Source organism: Shewanella sp. UCD-KL12 (assembly GCF_001957125.1).
Taxonomy (GTDB): Bacteria; Pseudomonadota; Gammaproteobacteria; order Enterobacterales; family Shewanellaceae; genus Shewanella.
Map to the genome: position 1 here is coordinate 1 of NZ_MPHJ01000007.1, position 15,346 is coordinate 15,346.

Below are 15,346 nucleotides of genomic sequence, written 5' to 3' on the forward strand. Positions count from 1 at the left end.
TAGGTCATTTCCAGGCGCCTAATAAACGATAAATCCCCAGCACTTTGTGTTGGGGATTTTTTCGTTTAACAGCTTTTGAAATGACCACTCGAACATGGGAAGTAAATAGCGCATGCGAAGCATGCTTCATTTCATGTGATAGTAGGGTGACGAGCCTACGCTTATCAAGCGAAGCTTGATGTTGGCTCTGAACGCGGAGAGCTTGCTCGAAGCTGGACATTGAAAGGCGCCTTTGTTGCAGGCTACAAAATAGCTTCTTCCGACGTCGGTCGATAAAGGCTCTAGCATCCTCGGTAACAGCTCCTGCGTTACCCTACCTCCTGAATCCATTCAGTCGTGCATAATTGACACTTCCCACATCCATATGGGTCGTAGGTCATTTCCAGGTGCCTAATAAACGATTTAGATTTAGGGAACATCCGCTCCACAAGTAGTCCTGAAGGTGCTTTAACATTCTGACCATACATAACAGCATGCTAATAGTTGGAAATTTATATGCAGCCTTCGTTTCGTTTAATAACCATTTTCAGCATCTAGTTTGCTTGATGATTTTGGTTTGTTTGTAGGTTTATACAGGTTCATATAGTCACTGACTCTGAGCAGTTAATTTGTAGCATGGTTTTTATTTATTAAATTATGTATCTTGCTGATGATGGGCTTGTTAACATTTATCTTTATTGATGAAATGGGATTTCATTACTTTTACTACATTTTGAGTTGCCAATATCTATTCTTGTCCTCTCTATGTCTATCTGGGTGCTTATTAACTTGTTGAAGATTCGTCGGCCATCTTTGGTTTATGTTGTTCCTGCTTTAGCATTTTTGCTCTACTTCTGTCTGATGTCGGCAGAGTACTTTTATGCACGTGATGAAAGCCGTACTCAGGCTGTTGTTGAAACAATGGAGCGGATTGATAAGCACCTACTTAGAATGCAGCATATTGTTGAGCTTGCTATGAGCGAGCAAGATTCTAATAGGGTTGAGGAGGAGGTCTCACTGGCAGCTATAGATCTAGAGGTAATGGTCTATACGGTGTTACAGCAAAATAGTGAAATTCGTTTCGCAAACCATCTTGTCTGGCGTGGAAGTTCCGCAAAGCTTGTTATCGATGGTTACGACTCATCGATGCATGAACAGGCCTCTTTACAGGGCGACTCTCTTACCTATTTTAACCAATCAAGACTATCTATCCAGGCATACTCTCCGCTTACCATTACCTCTGACATGCTAATTGATAGTAATAACATTATATATTTAGAATATGATGTATCCCCTCTTTTAACTAAAGTCGACAAGCGAGTTTTACAGAGTGCTATCCGTTCATGGGGAGTGACTTTCATTGGCTTGCTCTTGTTCCTTGTGTTTTATCATATCTATTTGATTAGACCGCTTCGCCTTATGGCAAAGCAAGCTAGTTTAGTCAGCCATGATAAGCCTCGCCGAATTGGTGCTAGTTCTGATTGGCACCTTTCCTCTGTGAATGTTGCTTTTAGCGAGTTAGAGGCGATTAAGAGTCATCTCATCAATTTTTATGACAAGCTAGAGCGCAGTGAGAAGCAGCTAAATGATAGTCAGCAGCGTTGGCTATTTGCTATTGAAGTCTCTAGAAATGGTATCTGGGATTGGAACTTTGCTAGCGGGGAAGTTTTCTTATCTGATCGCTGGAAAGAGATGCTTGGCTATAACAGTGATGAGCTAGCTAGTGAGTTATCGACTTGGGAGTCATTGCTGCACCCGGAAGATAAAGCTGATGCGTTAAACACGCTAAATCAATATTTGAATAATGAGCTAGACGAATTTGAAAGTGTCCATCGTCTTAAACATAAAAATGGTCACTACATCTGGGTGTTAGACCGAGGCATGGTCGTTGAGTGGGATGAGCAAGGTAAAGCCATTCGAATGATTGGTACTCACGCTGACGTTTCAAATGAAGTCAGGAATAAGCAGGCTGTTATTCATCAAGCTAAGCATGATCTGCTTACCGACCTGCCTAATCGTAGCTGTCTACTCGATGAACTTTATTCTCTGAAGGAAAACCATCAGCATGCTTCCGCAGGCATATACCTGATTGGCTTGGATAACTTTAAGCTAATTAATGAAGCGTTAGGCCACCATCATGGTGATCGATTGTTGATCCAACTCGCCGCGCGTCTCTCTAGTTACTTTTCAAGTAATGCCTTAGTTGCAAGACTTGGAGCCGATGAGTTTGTCGTGTTAACTAAGAATCTATCTGATGATAGTAATACCGCGAGGCGTCACGTGCACGCTCTTGCCAGTCAGATACGTCAAATCATTGCTCGCAGTTTTAATATCAATAACCAGTCTATCGCTGTTTCTGCCAGTGTTGGAGCCTGCTTTATTGAGCAGTCGATTCAAATATCTCCAGAGCAGATAATTAAGCAGGCTGGTGTTGCTATGCAACAGGTTAAGGATAGGGGAAGAGATGGATACTTACTTTATACCGCTGAGATGGAGGAGGTCGCTCAACATAGTTTATTTATTCAAAGTGAGCTAAGAGGGGCTATTGCTGCCAAACAGCTTTCACTCATGTATCAGCCCATTATTGATCGAAACGGTACTGTCGTTTCAGCTGAAGCACTGTTGAGATGGCACCACCCTGAGATGGGGAATATCTCGCCAGCCACTTTTATTCCATTAGCAGAAGGGAGTGCTTTAATTGAAGAGCTGGGGCGCTGGGTTCTTATAGAGACTTGTGACTTTATTAAGCGATTAGAGCACAAAGCATTACAACTAGATGCTGTTGCGATAAATGTTAGTGCCAGACAGTTTAATCAGGAGGAGTTTGTCGATGGACTTTTCAAACATATTGCCGAGCATGGCGTTCATGCTAAAACCATCGAACTAGAGCTTACTGAGTATGCTTTACTCAATAATTTGGCTTCGGTTAAGCAGGTAATGCTGCGGCTAAAGCAGGCCGGTATATCAATTGCTATTGATGATTTTGGTACTGGCTATAGCTCTTTAAGCTACTTGCAGAGTATACCGCTTTCTAGATTAAAGATTGATGCCAGCTTTGTCAGTGAAATCGGTAAGAACAGCTCATCAAATGCCATTGTTAAAGCAATCATAGATATGGCGCACGCATTAAATTTGCAAGTTGTCGCAGAGGGGGTAGAGACTCAGGCACAATATGAATTTTTAATGCATGAAGGATGCGATAAGTTCCAAGGTTACCTTTTTTCTAGGCCACTAACAGAGGCTGATTTTATTGGTTTTATAGCCTCCGCTCCCACAAAAAAGTTAATGTCTGTCAGTTAAGCTTCACTATTTTTAGGCCTGTATTTAGCGCTACTTTTAGTGGGAAGATGATTCGTCTTTGCTTAAAAGAAGAAAAAATAACTCATTAAAACAAAAGAGAATAAAGCACCAGCTATCACCGGGTAGATCAAATAACTATCTCCAGAACGCCTGGCTCTACGGTAGCAGAGGTTAACCAAAATAAGGTTAAATAGGGTGAGCATTATAGATGCTACGGCACCATGGCGAAATGTCATATGCTTTATCTCTGTCGAGATATACAACAAGATAAACCAGTCTAGCAGTATGAGGTACAAAAAGAGCTTTTGTAGACCATCAGGTCCTTTTCGCCGATAGATGCGTTCCATGGAAACCTCTAAAAAAATCGCAGTTCAATCAGGGTTGAGTTAGATTGAGCTAGATACTGGCTGGGGTGTATGTATTTTTCTTGGTGATAAGATTAATCATGTTGATGATCTCATTTTCATCCTGAGTAACCCACTTAGCACCTGAAAAATGCAGCTTGTTGTTCACAGGCCAACTCCTTGCTACTTCAAGCTTGAGGCGCTGGCCTTGAAACTCTATGATTATTGACCTGCCGACAGTTAGCCTAGTTGCAGATAGTAGTCCCGCACCACCTAGCCCTATATTTTTGATATTAGCTATTCCCAACCTCTGCTTTCGCCACCAATTGTCCGCATAGAGTTCAACCGTCACGCCATCGCAGGCAAGCGCCAGAGACTCATCACCTGTCTCTCTTAGGTTTATGCGCAAGTATTGTCGATGCTCATGATTGGGCAATTCATTTGCTTGCTTTTTTTCGGCTGGAATAAACTCTTCAAAATGACTCATGGAGTTGTCCATTGCTCTGGATAACGAGTACGAGGTTGGTTATCCATTGCAGCTTGTTGCGCCTGAGTGAGTCTGGCGTCCTCCTTCGGTGGCTTACTTGGAAGTCCTGCCATCTCTCTTATTTGTGACTCCGTTGAGCTGGTTAGTACTAACATTTCGATGCGTCTATTAGCTGCCGCCGCTGGGTCGTCAGTGATATAAGGTACCTGATCGGCCATTCCGGTGACTTGAATGACTTGATCGCGTTTCACTCCTGCATATTCCAATACCCGTCTTGCAAGCAGTGCCCGTTGGCTAGACAGTTCCCAGTTGGTAAATGTTTTTCCAGCATATGGGGTAGAGTCTGTATGGCCCGATATGCTGATCTTATTTTCGACCTTACCCAGAAGCGGCCCTAGTGCCATAAGTAGATCTTCAAAATATGGTTTCATATCAGAACTACCTCGGGTAAACATAAACTGGTGAATGTTGTCGTGTACAAGGATCCTGATACCTTGGGGAACGACCTTTATTTCAACATTGGCGCTGAGGTTAACCTGATCAATGACCTTGTTGACCTCTCTAGCTAGAAACTCTAGCTGTGATTGAGTTTCAAACTGCCCTGGTACCAACGAGTTTAGCTCAGGGCCTTTACCTGCTTTAGGGTTATCTTCACCTGCCGGTATATGGTTGTGCATTGCTGGCCCGGCTCTGTCCACTCCCGTTCCCGTCGCGGGAATTATGGCTTGTTGCAGTGCAACAGAGCCCTGAAGATCGATCATCGACGGAGACTGAGAAAGATCGAACGGATTTATTGAACCCGATGCAAACATATCGCCGTTGAGATACTGAACTATCATAGTTCGCTCTTGTTGGTCGGCAATTTGTAAGATCCACAGCACCATAAAGAGTGCCATCATGGCTAAGGTGAAGTCGGCAAATGCAACTTTCCAAGCGCCCCCGTGGGAGCCTTTGGATTTGCTACGTTTACGTCTTTTGATCACTAGTGGCTCATTTTTTATTGCCATTAGCTTTTCTGCTCCACCATCCAGCGTTCAAGTTCGACAAAGCTAGGTCTGTTTTCACTCTGTATCTGCTTTCTTCCGGCGTCTATGGCTAGCATGGGGGGTTTGCCTTTAGAGAAGGCCGTTAAAATGGCTGCAACACAGCGTAGTTGAGCGGATTTTCTTTCGACCAAATGCTCCAGCGCCTTAGAGACAGGTTCAAATAAGCAGTAACAAGCAAAAATACCAATAAAAGTCCCCACCAAAGCCGCTGCTACTTTAACGCCTATCATAGTGATGGGACCATCGATGCTGGACATGGTGATAATAATTCCCATCACAGCGGCAAGAATACCAAAGCCTGGCATAGCTTCTGCAACTCTGGCTAGCGCATGCGAAGGCCTCATGCGGTCCTCTTCGATACGATAGATCTCCTCCTCTAAAATATGCTCAAGGTCATGGGGAGATATTTTTCCGATAGATTGCAGACGTAGGTTATCGATTAAAAATTGCAGCACATTAGGGTGTTCTAGCACTGTGGGATACATTAGAAACAGTGAACTCTCTCTTGGCTTCTCGACATGCTCATCGAGTACTTTAAGCCCTTGAGATTGGATTTGGTTCATCAACATTCCCATCAAACCAAAGAGTTGAGGGTAAAGCTCAGGATCCTCTTTTTCGATTGAGATAAGCTCTTTTAGCTGAATGAGCATCTCTTCAAGGACTGCTCTAGGGTTAGCGATTATCAAGGCCCCAGAGCCGGCGCCAAATATGATAAGAATCTCAGCGGGCTGCCAAAGTGAGCTTAGGTTACCCCCTGCCCAGACATAACCCCCAAAGACCGACAATAGAATGATGACTAGCCCTAAAATCTTACTCATGTTTCCTTACCTATATTACCTTTCCCACTGTTGGTAGATCTCCTGAAGGTGTTTGACTGCCAGTTTATGTAGTTGGCAGATCCGCGTTTCAGTTAACCCTAGGGTTCCGGCAATCTCTTTTAAATTGAGTTCATGTTGATAATAAAGCGACAGGATCACCTGTTCTCTTTTGCTTAATTTCGATATTGCCTTCATTAATGTCTGTTTGGATGAAAATTGTTCAATAGCATTAACGTTATCGGAGAAGTGACTACCAGCACTTAGCATGTCATCTAAGCTTTTCATTGATTCAGATTGAGAGGCGTACAGGCGGTCACGATACTGCTCTCTCGTTATTCCCATGGTCTGGGCAACCTCTATATCGGTGGGGTCCCGCCCCAGCTTGCGCATCAACTTACGTACGACATCATTCAGTTCGTGTGCTTGCTGCCTTACAGGTCGAGGGCGCCAGTCTTGTCGTCTTAATTCGTCAAGAATAGCGCCTCGGATCCTCTGACCTGCAAATGAGATAAAGCCGTTATCAAACTCGCCAGGATAGCGTCTCGATGATTCAAGCAGCGCCATCATGCCAATCTGCTCCATGTCTTCAATGGCTAATGCAGCGCCACAGTGACTACGTAACTGAGATACAGAGCGTTTGACCAGTGGTAGGTACTGCTTCATTACTTGACTCTCACTGAGCCTGTTGATTGCTTTATCTTCAAATGATTCTTGGTATGCGAGTTGGCCAGAGTTCATGATGTCGCTTCCTACTGTATAACCATGCGAGTAAATAGCACTTCATCGAGTTCTATTTCATAGTTGTTCTCTTTAAGTACGTCAGAAAGTAGCGTCAAGGCTTCTAGCTGTAATCCTTCGAGCTGGTTGGAATCGTTTAACTGATTAAAGTGTTTACGAGAAAACATCTTCATCAGTGAGTTTCTGACAAGAGGATCTGCTTCTGAAAGTGTCTTGGTGACATCTGGTGAACTGCTCTTTAGAGCAAGCTCCAGTAGCAAGTAGTGGGGGAATTTGTCTCCAGGCACAGAGATTACAAAGCGATCTAATGGGTAGAATTTTGCACTGTTATCCTGAGTTTCTTTCGGAATAAATGGGCCTCCGATGATACTTGGAGATTGCCAACCAACCCAAAATATTGAGGCTGTCCAAAGGATAAGAAAAAGTAAGATTGTTATTTTTTTACTCATACTGCTATTACCAAAAGCCATTGGCTTACTCCTAGTTAGGCTAATAGATCTATTTGATTGCTGATCTGCTGCTTGTCTTGTTGGGGGGATTCAGGCTCAAGCATCTCTATTTGATGATCCGCTATCACACTTGCTTGCCGCTCATCGGGCTGTCGCTCTTTTTCACCTTGGCCGATATCGAGTTCAATCTGTCCGCCATGATCCATCGCTAATTCCTCACGGAGACGTTCAAGCCCTGTTAGCAGCGAATCTCTAACATTGGGATTGGCCGCATGCATCTGAATATGTAAACGATCGCCATCGAGACGGATATTGAGTTCAACCTTGCCTAAAGAGGGAGGGTCAAGCCTAAGCTCGGCTTGCTTAATCTTTTGATCGATCTGAAATCTCAGCTGCTCTCTTAGTGGAGTGAGCATCTCCTGTGCCTGCTGAGCTAAAGGTGCAGCGGTTGAAACTGAAACCGGTCCCCACTGGCTCACAGCAGCTTGGGCTCTAGTGGTCGTTGTAATCGCGACCGTCGCGGGATCTGTGTCTGGAATTTGGTTATTTACCTGTAGTATCTGATTTAGCATCAAGTTCGCTTGAGGGTTGATATCCCCTTTAAGTGCATTGCCTACACCTGTGGCAACTTGGTTCGATACAGGCTGTGCCATTGTTGATAATTGGCTCTGTTTTGAGGCTTGAAACGTGGTTTTGGGATCTTGATTACTCAACTGCTGCTCTGTGAGCGTATTAGAATGGTTGAGTCGTATTGATTCGGGCAAACCTCTATCGATAACTTTCGCAAGCTTAGGGTCAATAGCCCCTACTATTTGGCTGAGGTCATTTGTATAAGCGCGCTCAGAAGACAGTGGCTTGGCTAACTCTAAGTTGATGAGCTTGCTAGGTTCATAAGCCTTTGCTTCAAGATTCTTATCCAGACTGGCTGAGCTAAATGTAGCTTCAGCACCTAAGCGGGTTTGTAACTTGCCGATATGCGCTTCAAGGGATTGTGGCGTTGAAGTACCTGCTGTGGTCAGCGCCTGTAATTGTGGAAGGCTTGCCGATGCATAAACAGAGAATTCACTCTGTTCGAGTGACAACAGGTCCTCTGTAGCATCAGTAATGCTTTGCTCTGACTTCTTTGAATTGTGGGGCGTAGCAGCTAGATCTATCGTACTAGATATCATCACTTTCCCCACTTAGGCTGGTCAGTTGGTATGCTGCTAATCCATCCTGTTGGCTTTTGAATTGCTTCATTTCGATTTCCAATTTATCTTTATCTTGCTTAAGCTGAGAAAGAACGAGAGCATGGGTTTTAGCCAAAGCTTGTCTAGCAGCAAATTGGGCTCGACTCTTAGCCTTTCCTTCACTGGTAAGTGCCGTAATCATCAGCTCGTTGATCTTAATAACCTTGTCCCAGTCCTTTGACTTAGCATGTTTTAAAAGGGCATGTTCAAACTGTCCCCACTGCTCAATTGAGATTTGCCCAACCTTCTCTGACATTAGTGATCACCTCTATGATGGGGTCTAAGTTACTTGGGCTATTTTCAACGCTGGCAGCAACGAGTTGTCGACTACAGTAGTCATAAAGGCGGTTCAGGCTTGTTGCGACTTCACCACCATTTTCAAGATCTAACATTGAGTCGAGTCCATGCACTATGTTGAGACACTTATTAACGCTCTTACCCTTATCTTCAAAACTTTTACGCTCCATAAACCCTCGAGTTCGCTCCATCTCTTCGAGTAGTCCATCAAGCAGCATACGTACCATCTCGTGGGGATTTGCCGCTGCTGCTCTGGCATCTAAAGTTGTCTGTTTATAAGCGCTGAAGGGATCATGCTCATTCAACATAGTGTTGGTTTCCTTTGTTAAAACAGCCCGCTGGCTGAACTCATTTTCATAATGTTGGCTTCCATTGCAGTAAATTGGGCCAGGTAGATCTGATACCTTTGCTGCATCTGGTAGTCATGGCGATCCATGTTGTCTTCGACGCGAGAAACCTGTTTATCTAGGTTGCCCTGCTTAAGATCTAAGTAGCCATTAGACTTAGTAAATGGATCGATCATGGTATCGAGGCGGTCGACATAACCGCCATCGTCGGTAAACATGGCTTTTACTGCAGATGGGTCACTTTTGAGGGCTTCTGAGAGCTTGTCGTCATTGACCTCAAGCTTGCCGTCACGAGTCATCTCAATGCCAATATCCGATAGACGCATGCCGTTAGGTGAGGGGGTGAAAACTGTTTGTCTCATGCTGTTTTGTAGCATGCGAATGCTAGAGTCCCCTTTTAGAACTCCTAATTGCTCTTCAGTGACTGAGCCACTGCCAGATGAAGAGTCATCGTCTTCGTCGTCATCATCTTTTTCATCATCAACTTCATCGGCAACTTCACTGCCCATAGAGCGGGTAAGCTTGTTGATCTGATCCATAAGAGTATTGAAGGCATCGACAAAGTCGTTAACCGCTTGCTCGCTGGATTCGAAGTCAGTCCCGACTGTAATCGTGCTACTTTCTCCGGCTTGATGAACCTTGTTGAGTTCGATATTCATGCCATCGACGACATTTTCTAGGTAGTTACTACTACTCTGAATATCAATACCATTGAGTGTTGCCAATGCATCTTGGGCGGCGCGGCGTTCTGTCATGCCAAAACTGGCACCGTTATCAAGTACGGTGATCTCACTCGCTGCACCTGTTTTTGTTGAGGTCAGCATAAACTCAACATTGCCACCAGTGCGTACTAAAGAAGCTTGTACCCCAGGGTTGTCGGGGTGATCATTGATATAGTCTCTGAACTGGCTGATGGTGACACTGCCATCACTATTGATTGCGCCCATATCTATGGTCAGCACCTCACCATCTATCTCTATGGTGAAATCTCCACTGGTTGGAAGACCTGTAGCATCTTCACTAGCAAAGGTTTTTGTTAGCTGATGGGCTTGAGCAAGCTGTTTGACGATGAGGTCATAACTCCCTTCAGGCGCATCGGTGCCGACAGTAACAGAGGCATTGTCATCACTGACTGAAACTGTTTTATCATCGAAGGCATCGCCATCGATTTTTTCCAGTTTACTGGTCATGTTGTTTAAGCTTTTCTCTAGCACACCATAGGCATCAAGCTGAGCTTGATAGCGATTCATTTGGGTTTTGTAGAGCTCATCTTTACCCATACGTTCAGCCATAATCAGTTGTTCGGCGAACTGGGCGGCACTCATACCAGATATCATTGTGACTCCTCCTGTTAAAGGGGTAGGGCAATCTCTATGCCAAAAGTTAAGTTATTGTTTAAATTGGTTTTACTTTTGTGTTGTGATTAAGTGTCTCTAAATCACTTCCGATTAAATCTGCTATACGGGAAGTGAGGCTTCCGCTTAGTTCGTTGAATGCAAAGCCACTAGCCGACAAGGTTTAAAGGCGACCTTTTGTGGGAGAGATGAAGTGAGTGTTAGAGAAATCTTGTTGTTAACGGGAGAGTTATAGTGAGGTCTAGATAGAAAAAAGGAGCCGTAAGGCTCCTTTATACAGCTTACTCTAGATAGTAAGCTTAGGTGCTTATAGCAGACCCATAACCAAACCAGTGTTCTGGTTGGCTGAAGATAGGATGCTAGTACCTGCTTGAACAAGTAACTGGTTTTTAGTCATGTTTGCTGTTTCTACAGCAAAATCGGCATCCATGATACGGCCAGCAGCCGCTTTAGTATTTTCGGTGACATTAGCTAAGTTAGATGATGTATGACCTAGGCGGTTAATGTTGGCACCTAAATTAGAGCGTTCATTACCAATGTTATCGATAAATGTATCTATGTTGCCAATTGCGGTAGTACCACCACCTGCAGCACTAATATCAGTAGTATCACCAGCAAGCTTAGCCACAACATCAGTCTTAACATCTAATGTTTCAGCAGCACCTGCACCAATCTGGAATTTAACTCCACCGTCTAACGTAGCGAATAGGTTGTTACCCGCGTATTCAGTTTGGCCAACGATACGATCGACCTCTTTTGTTAGCTCTTGGTATTCAGCATTCAGTGCTTTTAGATCTTCCGCTGAGTTCACGCCGTTAGCCGCTTGTGTAGCTAGCTCTTTCTGGCGGTTAGCGATTGTGTTTAGCTCATCCAGCGCGCCATCGGCAGTCTGAAGCATAGAAGTTGCATCTGACACGTTACGGCTAGCAGTTTCCATGCCTACAACGTTAGCGTTTAGACGAGAAGCGATCTGTAGACCGGCAGCATCATCAGATGCACTGTTGATACGAAGACCTGTTGATAGGCGCTCCATAGAGGTTGTAAGTAAGCTATTGTTTTTACCTACAGCATTTTGAGCGACCATAGACGCATAGTTAGTATGAACTGATAACATGGCTGTTTCTCCAAATATTTTAAAAGTTATTCATCTGAGGCTTAGCTGGCTCAATAAATTTTAATGAGGAACAGTAAGTCACAGTTAAACAATTCGTTGTGTCTCATATTTGATAAAACGACTCCCAAATTTGAAACTGAACCTTCGACTAAAAAATAGTTAAAAAAATATAAATTAGAACACAAACTGGTTGCTTGCTTTTAGGTTTGCTTACAACGGGTTACTAGTAAGTGTGAGATAAAAAAACCAGCTATATAGCCGGTTAAATGAATCAAAAAATCAAATAGGAAGGACATGGAAAGCGTATCAAGGGAGACGAATAGGGGCTCGAAAACCGCTTGAAAACTTATCAGGTCAAATTGATATAGCGACCGACTTTCAACAAACTAAAAATGAAAGGGACTACTTTAATAATGAAGAAACGTGAGAGCGCGTCACATTAGCCTGGGCCATCACAGCTGTGACCTGCTTATAGAAGGGGCTGGACTGCATATGACTGTCTAACTGATTGAGTGTCTCTTCAATCATTTGGCTGTCACTCTGGCTAAGGTTTAGTTTATCGAGCTGACGTTGTAGTTTTAGCTTAGCTTCACCTATCTCTCGTAGCTGCTGGTCCACTTTATGTAGTGACTTATTGATCTTAGCGATAGCCTGTTTAAGCTCCTCATTGGTGCCAAAGCGCCACTCTCTTGGATCTTGCCATGACAACTGTTCATCAACTTTGATTGTTCTGGCTTCACCAGCAGGAAGTCGCTGCCCTTGCCCGGTCATCATAATGCCTGATTTTAACGTTTGCCAGTGGCTTTTATTGGTGGTGTATATCGTTTCGGTGTTAGCGACAAAACTATTAGACTTTGATACTCCAATGCCAAGCGAGTCCATCTGTTTGGTTATTTTTGCCTTTAGCTGGTGGGCATTGTCGTTAGCAGGTAGATAGAGACTCGCTGATTTTTGAGCTAGCTGGATAACAACTTGCTCATCTCTTGGCTTAGGGCTAGCAAGTTCGACAGATTTTAATTTGAACTCATAAAGTGCAGCTGGGCGCTTGGGCGATATCAGGTTTAATTGATGATCGATTAGCGGTGTGTTTTGATATTCAACTTGAATGCTTGAGAGCCGTTTCTGCATCTGCTTTGCGAGATTGCTCGACTCTATTTGCTGCTGACCTTCTACACTTAATGCTTTTTGGCTCTGTTTCTTTAGCTGCTTTAGTAGATGGGTTATCTGTCTTAAGCCTTGCTCAGCCACCTGAGAGGCTGAGATTTTATGTTGACCCTGCGTCACTTTCGCCCAACGAGAGTAGCTCTTTAATCTATGGGTGGGGATATCTGTTCTTTGTTTCGTTTCAGTCTGCTTGAGAGCTGGTTGCTCACCAACAGGGGCGCTGACAGTTTGGCTACGGTGCTGAACACTCAGCGCATCTGAAACTCCACTAACCATAGCCATGTCGTACTTCCTTGTTAAAGTTGGTTAAACAGGGTGAGTTGACTGATTTGTACAAAAGTCTGCTGGGTGACCTTTAATGTGGTGAGCTTAAGATTAAACTCAGCTGTCGCTTGGGCATAATCTAGCCCCTCTGTGTCACCAATCACCTCTTGGTTGAATAGAATCATCTCTTCATGGGACTCCTCCATCAACATCAGACTCTTCTGTTTACCACCTATATCCGTTATAGCACCACTGACGCTCGATAGCGTGTCATCAAGGGTATCCATCATGGTGTTGGCGATGTTATCAAATCCTGGTTCACCTGGAGATAAACTGGGGTCCTTAAGCACATCGATAAAGTCCTGTGTTTGGTTAAGGATATCGCTACTACCATTCGAGAAAAGAAACTGCTCTGCTGTCACATTGGCAGCCATCCAAGATGAGCCAGATGTTTGTACCTCTCTTTGGTTATTATCTCCCTGATAGATGTAGTTACCACTAGCATCTTGACCTATTGGTGCCGTGTTCGTTTCATTACCTGAAAAGATATAGTTGCCTGCATCATCCTGTGCATTGACGGCGCCAACAAACGCTTCCAGTAACTCTTCAAGTTCAGAGGCGTAAGCCGCTCTGTCTTCAGCTGACAGTGAACCATTGCGAGCCGAAAGGGTGATTTCTCGCATACGCGACTCTATCTCAACCATAGAGGAGAGGTTGGTTTCTGCACGACCAAAGCTTGAGCTCAGCGACCCTATATTTTTTAGGTATTGCTCTGTCGCCGCTACATCACGTTGACTTGAGATCACCTTCACTGAGCCGATAGGATCATCTGATGGGCGCAGGATTGACTTACCTGTTGCCATCATCTGGTTTAGGCGAGCTATGTCTGCTGTGGAGTTTTGCAGACTATTTAGATTACTGGCATATAGGTTGTGGGTACTGACTCGCATTATCTTGTTCCTCTATTCTGTATCACTAGCGCTGATCGACTCTGGGGCTTATCGCTGTAGGCCACTAAATGTTGAGTATGGTTTGAAAGAGTTGATCGGCTGTGGAGATCACCTTGGCATTGGCTTGATAGCTTTGTTGGTAGATGATTAAGTTGACTGCCTCCTCATCCATGTTGACTCCGCTTGTACTAGCCCATTGTGCTTGAGCCTCTCTTTGTAGGCTGAGCGCGGTATCTTCACTGACTTGCGCTTGTCTTGATTCTGAGCCGAGTTTTCCCACTATGCTTGAGTAGGCATCTCCCATGGAAGCCGTTACATCGATAGATGCGAAGGTAAATTCCTTGTTCGCTAGCTCAATCAGCTCTTTGAGGTTGCTGTTATCACCTGGGGTGCCATCTTTACCGAAAGCGAGCATCTCGGCGGTAAAACCATCGGTGACCTTGAGGCTACCGGCTGGGTTTGTTGGGTCGTAGGTGAACAGGTCTTGGGTTGGCGTGTTGCCATTAAGATCGGTACCACCTGCTAAAATGGCGTTAAACTCATCGGCAAAGGTGACGGCCATCTCATCGGCAAAGGCCATCGATTCCATCAGGCTGTTGTCACGATAGTCGAGTAACGCACCTAAGCTTCCGCCTGCACTTTCATCTAATGGAAAACTTGATTCGCCAAATTTTATGGTGATAGTACTGAGTGCTGGGTTGCTAGGATCTGGCTTCACTTCTAACGTGGATGCAGTCGTACCTGAAAGCAGTGGTTGACCTTGCGCCAGAGAGATATTGACCATGCCGTTCGCATCTTCAGTGACTCGAATATCAACCAGTTGCGACAGATCATCGATAGCCGCATCTCTGGCATCTAACAGTGAGGCGGGAACATCGGCCCCCGATCTTTGTATCTCCTCATTGAACTTAGCTATGGTTTCAAGTTGTGAGTTTATCTCTTTTGCTGAGGCACCAATCTGGCCCTCAATTTGAGTTAGCTGAGAGTTAAGCGACTGGCTAATAGAGTTAAACCTTTGCCCCATCGCTTTGGCTTCACTGAGCACTCCTTGGCGGTAAGCGATATCACTTGGTTGTTCAAGTGCTGAGTTGAGTGAAGCGAACAGCTGATCGAGTCCAAAGGAGATATTATTTCCTTTAGAGCCAAAGATCTGTTCAACCTGTCCATAGTAACTACTTTTAACGCGTGAGTAGCCCACACCGCTGGTGGTATTCCAGAGTTGAGCAACCTCATATTGATCTGAGATACGGCGAACGCCATCTATCTGTACTCCAGCACCACTGCCGTATACGCCACCACCCACAGAGCTCAACATCACTTGCTGGCGCGAGTAACCTGGCACCATGGCATTTGCGACGTTATTGGAGGTTGCATTCAGGGCTGCCATACTCGATGTGAGTCCTGACATGCCGATATTGAGCATGCTCATAATATTTCCTTATCTCTGTTATTCGTGTCGTTAGCG

15 protein-coding genes are annotated in these 15,346 nt (G+C 44.6%); 1 reads left to right on the plus strand and 14 read right to left on the minus strand.

Annotation, left to right across the window (positions count from 1 at the left end):
- The first annotated feature begins 768 nt into the window (after positions 1-768).
- Positions 769-3,279, plus strand: a complete 2,511-nt coding sequence (locus BM736_RS13510; RefSeq protein ID WP_256717854.1) for a bifunctional diguanylate cyclase/phosphodiesterase — start codon at positions 769-771, stop codon at positions 3,277-3,279.
- Positions 3,280-3,341: 62 nt separating this feature from the next.
- Here BM736_RS13510 and BM736_RS13515 read toward each other — a convergent pair whose 3' ends face one another.
- The 14 genes from BM736_RS13515 to flgK form a co-directional block, all read right to left on the minus strand.
- Entirely contained in the window at positions 3,342-3,626 is a 285-nt protein-coding gene (locus BM736_RS13515; protein WP_076413061.1) for a hypothetical protein, read from the minus strand.
- A gap of 49 nt (positions 3,627-3,675) precedes the next feature.
- A complete protein-coding gene (locus BM736_RS13520; protein WP_076413063.1) occupies positions 3,676-4,110 on the minus strand; it encodes a hypothetical protein in 435 nt (144 codons plus the stop codon).
- Positions 4,107-5,117, minus strand: coding sequence for a flagellar motor protein MotB (locus BM736_RS13525; protein WP_076413065.1), 1,011 nt, complete (start codon positions 5,115-5,117; stop codon positions 4,107-4,109). The genes BM736_RS13520 and BM736_RS13525 overlap by 4 nt, the downstream gene beginning before the upstream one ends.
- Complete coding sequence (gene motA, locus BM736_RS13530; protein WP_076413067.1) at positions 5,117-5,974, minus strand: flagellar motor stator protein MotA; 858 nt, start codon at positions 5,972-5,974, stop codon at positions 5,117-5,119. The genes BM736_RS13525 and motA overlap by 1 nt, the downstream gene beginning before the upstream one ends.
- Before the next feature lie 15 nt (positions 5,975-5,989).
- Positions 5,990-6,712, minus strand: a complete 723-nt coding sequence (locus BM736_RS13535; RefSeq protein ID WP_076413069.1) for an RNA polymerase sigma factor FliA — start codon at positions 6,710-6,712, stop codon at positions 5,990-5,992.
- Between the two features lie 11 nt (positions 6,713-6,723).
- Entirely contained in the window at positions 6,724-7,182 is a 459-nt protein-coding gene (gene fliL / locus BM736_RS13540; protein ID WP_076413071.1) for a flagellar basal body-associated protein FliL, read from the minus strand.
- Positions 7,183-7,196: 14 nt separating this feature from the next.
- A complete protein-coding gene (locus BM736_RS13545) occupies positions 7,197-8,330 on the minus strand; it encodes a flagellar hook-length control protein FliK (protein ID WP_076413073.1) in 1,134 nt (377 codons plus the stop codon).
- A complete protein-coding gene (locus BM736_RS13550; protein ID WP_076413074.1) occupies positions 8,320-8,646 on the minus strand; it encodes a hypothetical protein in 327 nt (108 codons plus the stop codon). Before BM736_RS13550 ends, BM736_RS13545 begins: the two co-directional genes overlap by 11 nt.
- On the minus strand, positions 8,615-8,995 hold the full coding sequence (gene fliS, locus BM736_RS13555; protein WP_076413076.1) for a flagellar export chaperone FliS: 381 nt from the start codon (positions 8,993-8,995) through the stop codon (positions 8,615-8,617). Before fliS ends, BM736_RS13550 begins: the two co-directional genes overlap by 32 nt.
- Before the next feature lie 17 nt (positions 8,996-9,012).
- On the minus strand, positions 9,013-10,371 hold the full coding sequence (gene fliD / locus BM736_RS13560; protein ID WP_076413077.1) for a flagellar filament capping protein FliD: 1,359 nt from the start codon (positions 10,369-10,371) through the stop codon (positions 9,013-9,015).
- A 325-nt stretch (positions 10,372-10,696) separates the two neighbouring features.
- Positions 10,697-11,503, minus strand: a complete 807-nt coding sequence (locus BM736_RS13565; RefSeq protein ID WP_076413079.1) for a flagellin — start codon at positions 11,501-11,503, stop codon at positions 10,697-10,699.
- Positions 11,504-11,905: 402 nt separating this feature from the next.
- Complete coding sequence (locus BM736_RS13570; RefSeq protein ID WP_256717855.1) at positions 11,906-12,949, minus strand: hypothetical protein; 1,044 nt, start codon at positions 12,947-12,949, stop codon at positions 11,906-11,908.
- 14 nt (positions 12,950-12,963) lie between these two features.
- Entirely contained in the window at positions 12,964-13,881 is a 918-nt protein-coding gene (gene flgL / locus BM736_RS13575) for a flagellar hook-associated protein FlgL (protein WP_076413080.1), read from the minus strand.
- Positions 13,882-13,945: 64 nt separating this feature from the next.
- Positions 13,946-15,310: a flagellar hook-associated protein FlgK gene (flgK, locus tag BM736_RS13580; RefSeq protein ID WP_076413082.1), complete on the minus strand. Its 1,365-nt coding sequence runs from the start codon at positions 15,308-15,310 to the stop codon at positions 13,946-13,948.
- Positions 15,311-15,346 lie beyond the last annotated feature (36 nt).

Excerpts from the sequence above, each read along its gene's own strand:
- BM736_RS13570 (WP_256717855.1), bottom strand. The coding sequence starts at position 12,949 with ATGGCTATGGTTAGTGGAGTTTCAGATGCGCTGAGTGTTCAGCACCGT.
- fliL (WP_076413071.1), bottom strand. The coding sequence starts at position 7,182 with ATGGCTTTTGGTAATAGCAGTATGAGTAAAAAAATAACAATCTTACTT.
- fliS (WP_076413076.1), bottom strand. The coding sequence starts at position 8,995 with ATGTTGAATGAGCATGATCCCTTCAGCGCTTATAAACAGACAACTTTA.
- flgL (WP_076413080.1), bottom strand. The coding sequence starts at position 13,881 with ATGCGAGTCAGTACCCACAACCTATATGCCAGTAATCTAAATAGTCTG.
- flgK (WP_076413082.1), bottom strand. The coding sequence starts at position 15,310 with ATGAGCATGCTCAATATCGGCATGTCAGGACTCACATCGAGTATGGCA.
- BM736_RS13550 (WP_076413074.1), bottom strand. The coding sequence starts at position 8,646 with ATGTCAGAGAAGGTTGGGCAAATCTCAATTGAGCAGTGGGGACAGTTT.
- BM736_RS13515 (WP_076413061.1), bottom strand. The coding sequence starts at position 3,626 with ATGGAACGCATCTATCGGCGAAAAGGACCTGATGGTCTACAAAAGCTC.
- BM736_RS13520 (WP_076413063.1), bottom strand. The coding sequence starts at position 4,110 with ATGAGTCATTTTGAAGAGTTTATTCCAGCCGAAAAAAAGCAAGCAAAT.
- BM736_RS13525 (WP_076413065.1), bottom strand. The coding sequence starts at position 5,117 with ATGGCAATAAAAAATGAGCCACTAGTGATCAAAAGACGTAAACGTAGC.
- fliD (WP_076413077.1), bottom strand. The coding sequence starts at position 10,371 with ATGATATCTGGTATGAGTGCCGCCCAGTTCGCCGAACAACTGATTATG.
- BM736_RS13565 (WP_076413079.1), bottom strand. The coding sequence starts at position 11,503 with ATGTTATCAGTTCATACTAACTATGCGTCTATGGTCGCTCAAAATGCT.
- motA (WP_076413067.1), bottom strand. The coding sequence starts at position 5,974 with ATGAGTAAGATTTTAGGGCTAGTCATCATTCTATTGTCGGTCTTTGGG.
- BM736_RS13535 (WP_076413069.1), bottom strand. The coding sequence starts at position 6,712 with ATGAACTCTGGCCAACTCGCATACCAAGAATCATTTGAAGATAAAGCA.
- BM736_RS13545 (WP_076413073.1), bottom strand. The coding sequence starts at position 8,330 with ATGATATCTAGTACGATAGATCTAGCTGCTACGCCCCACAATTCAAAG.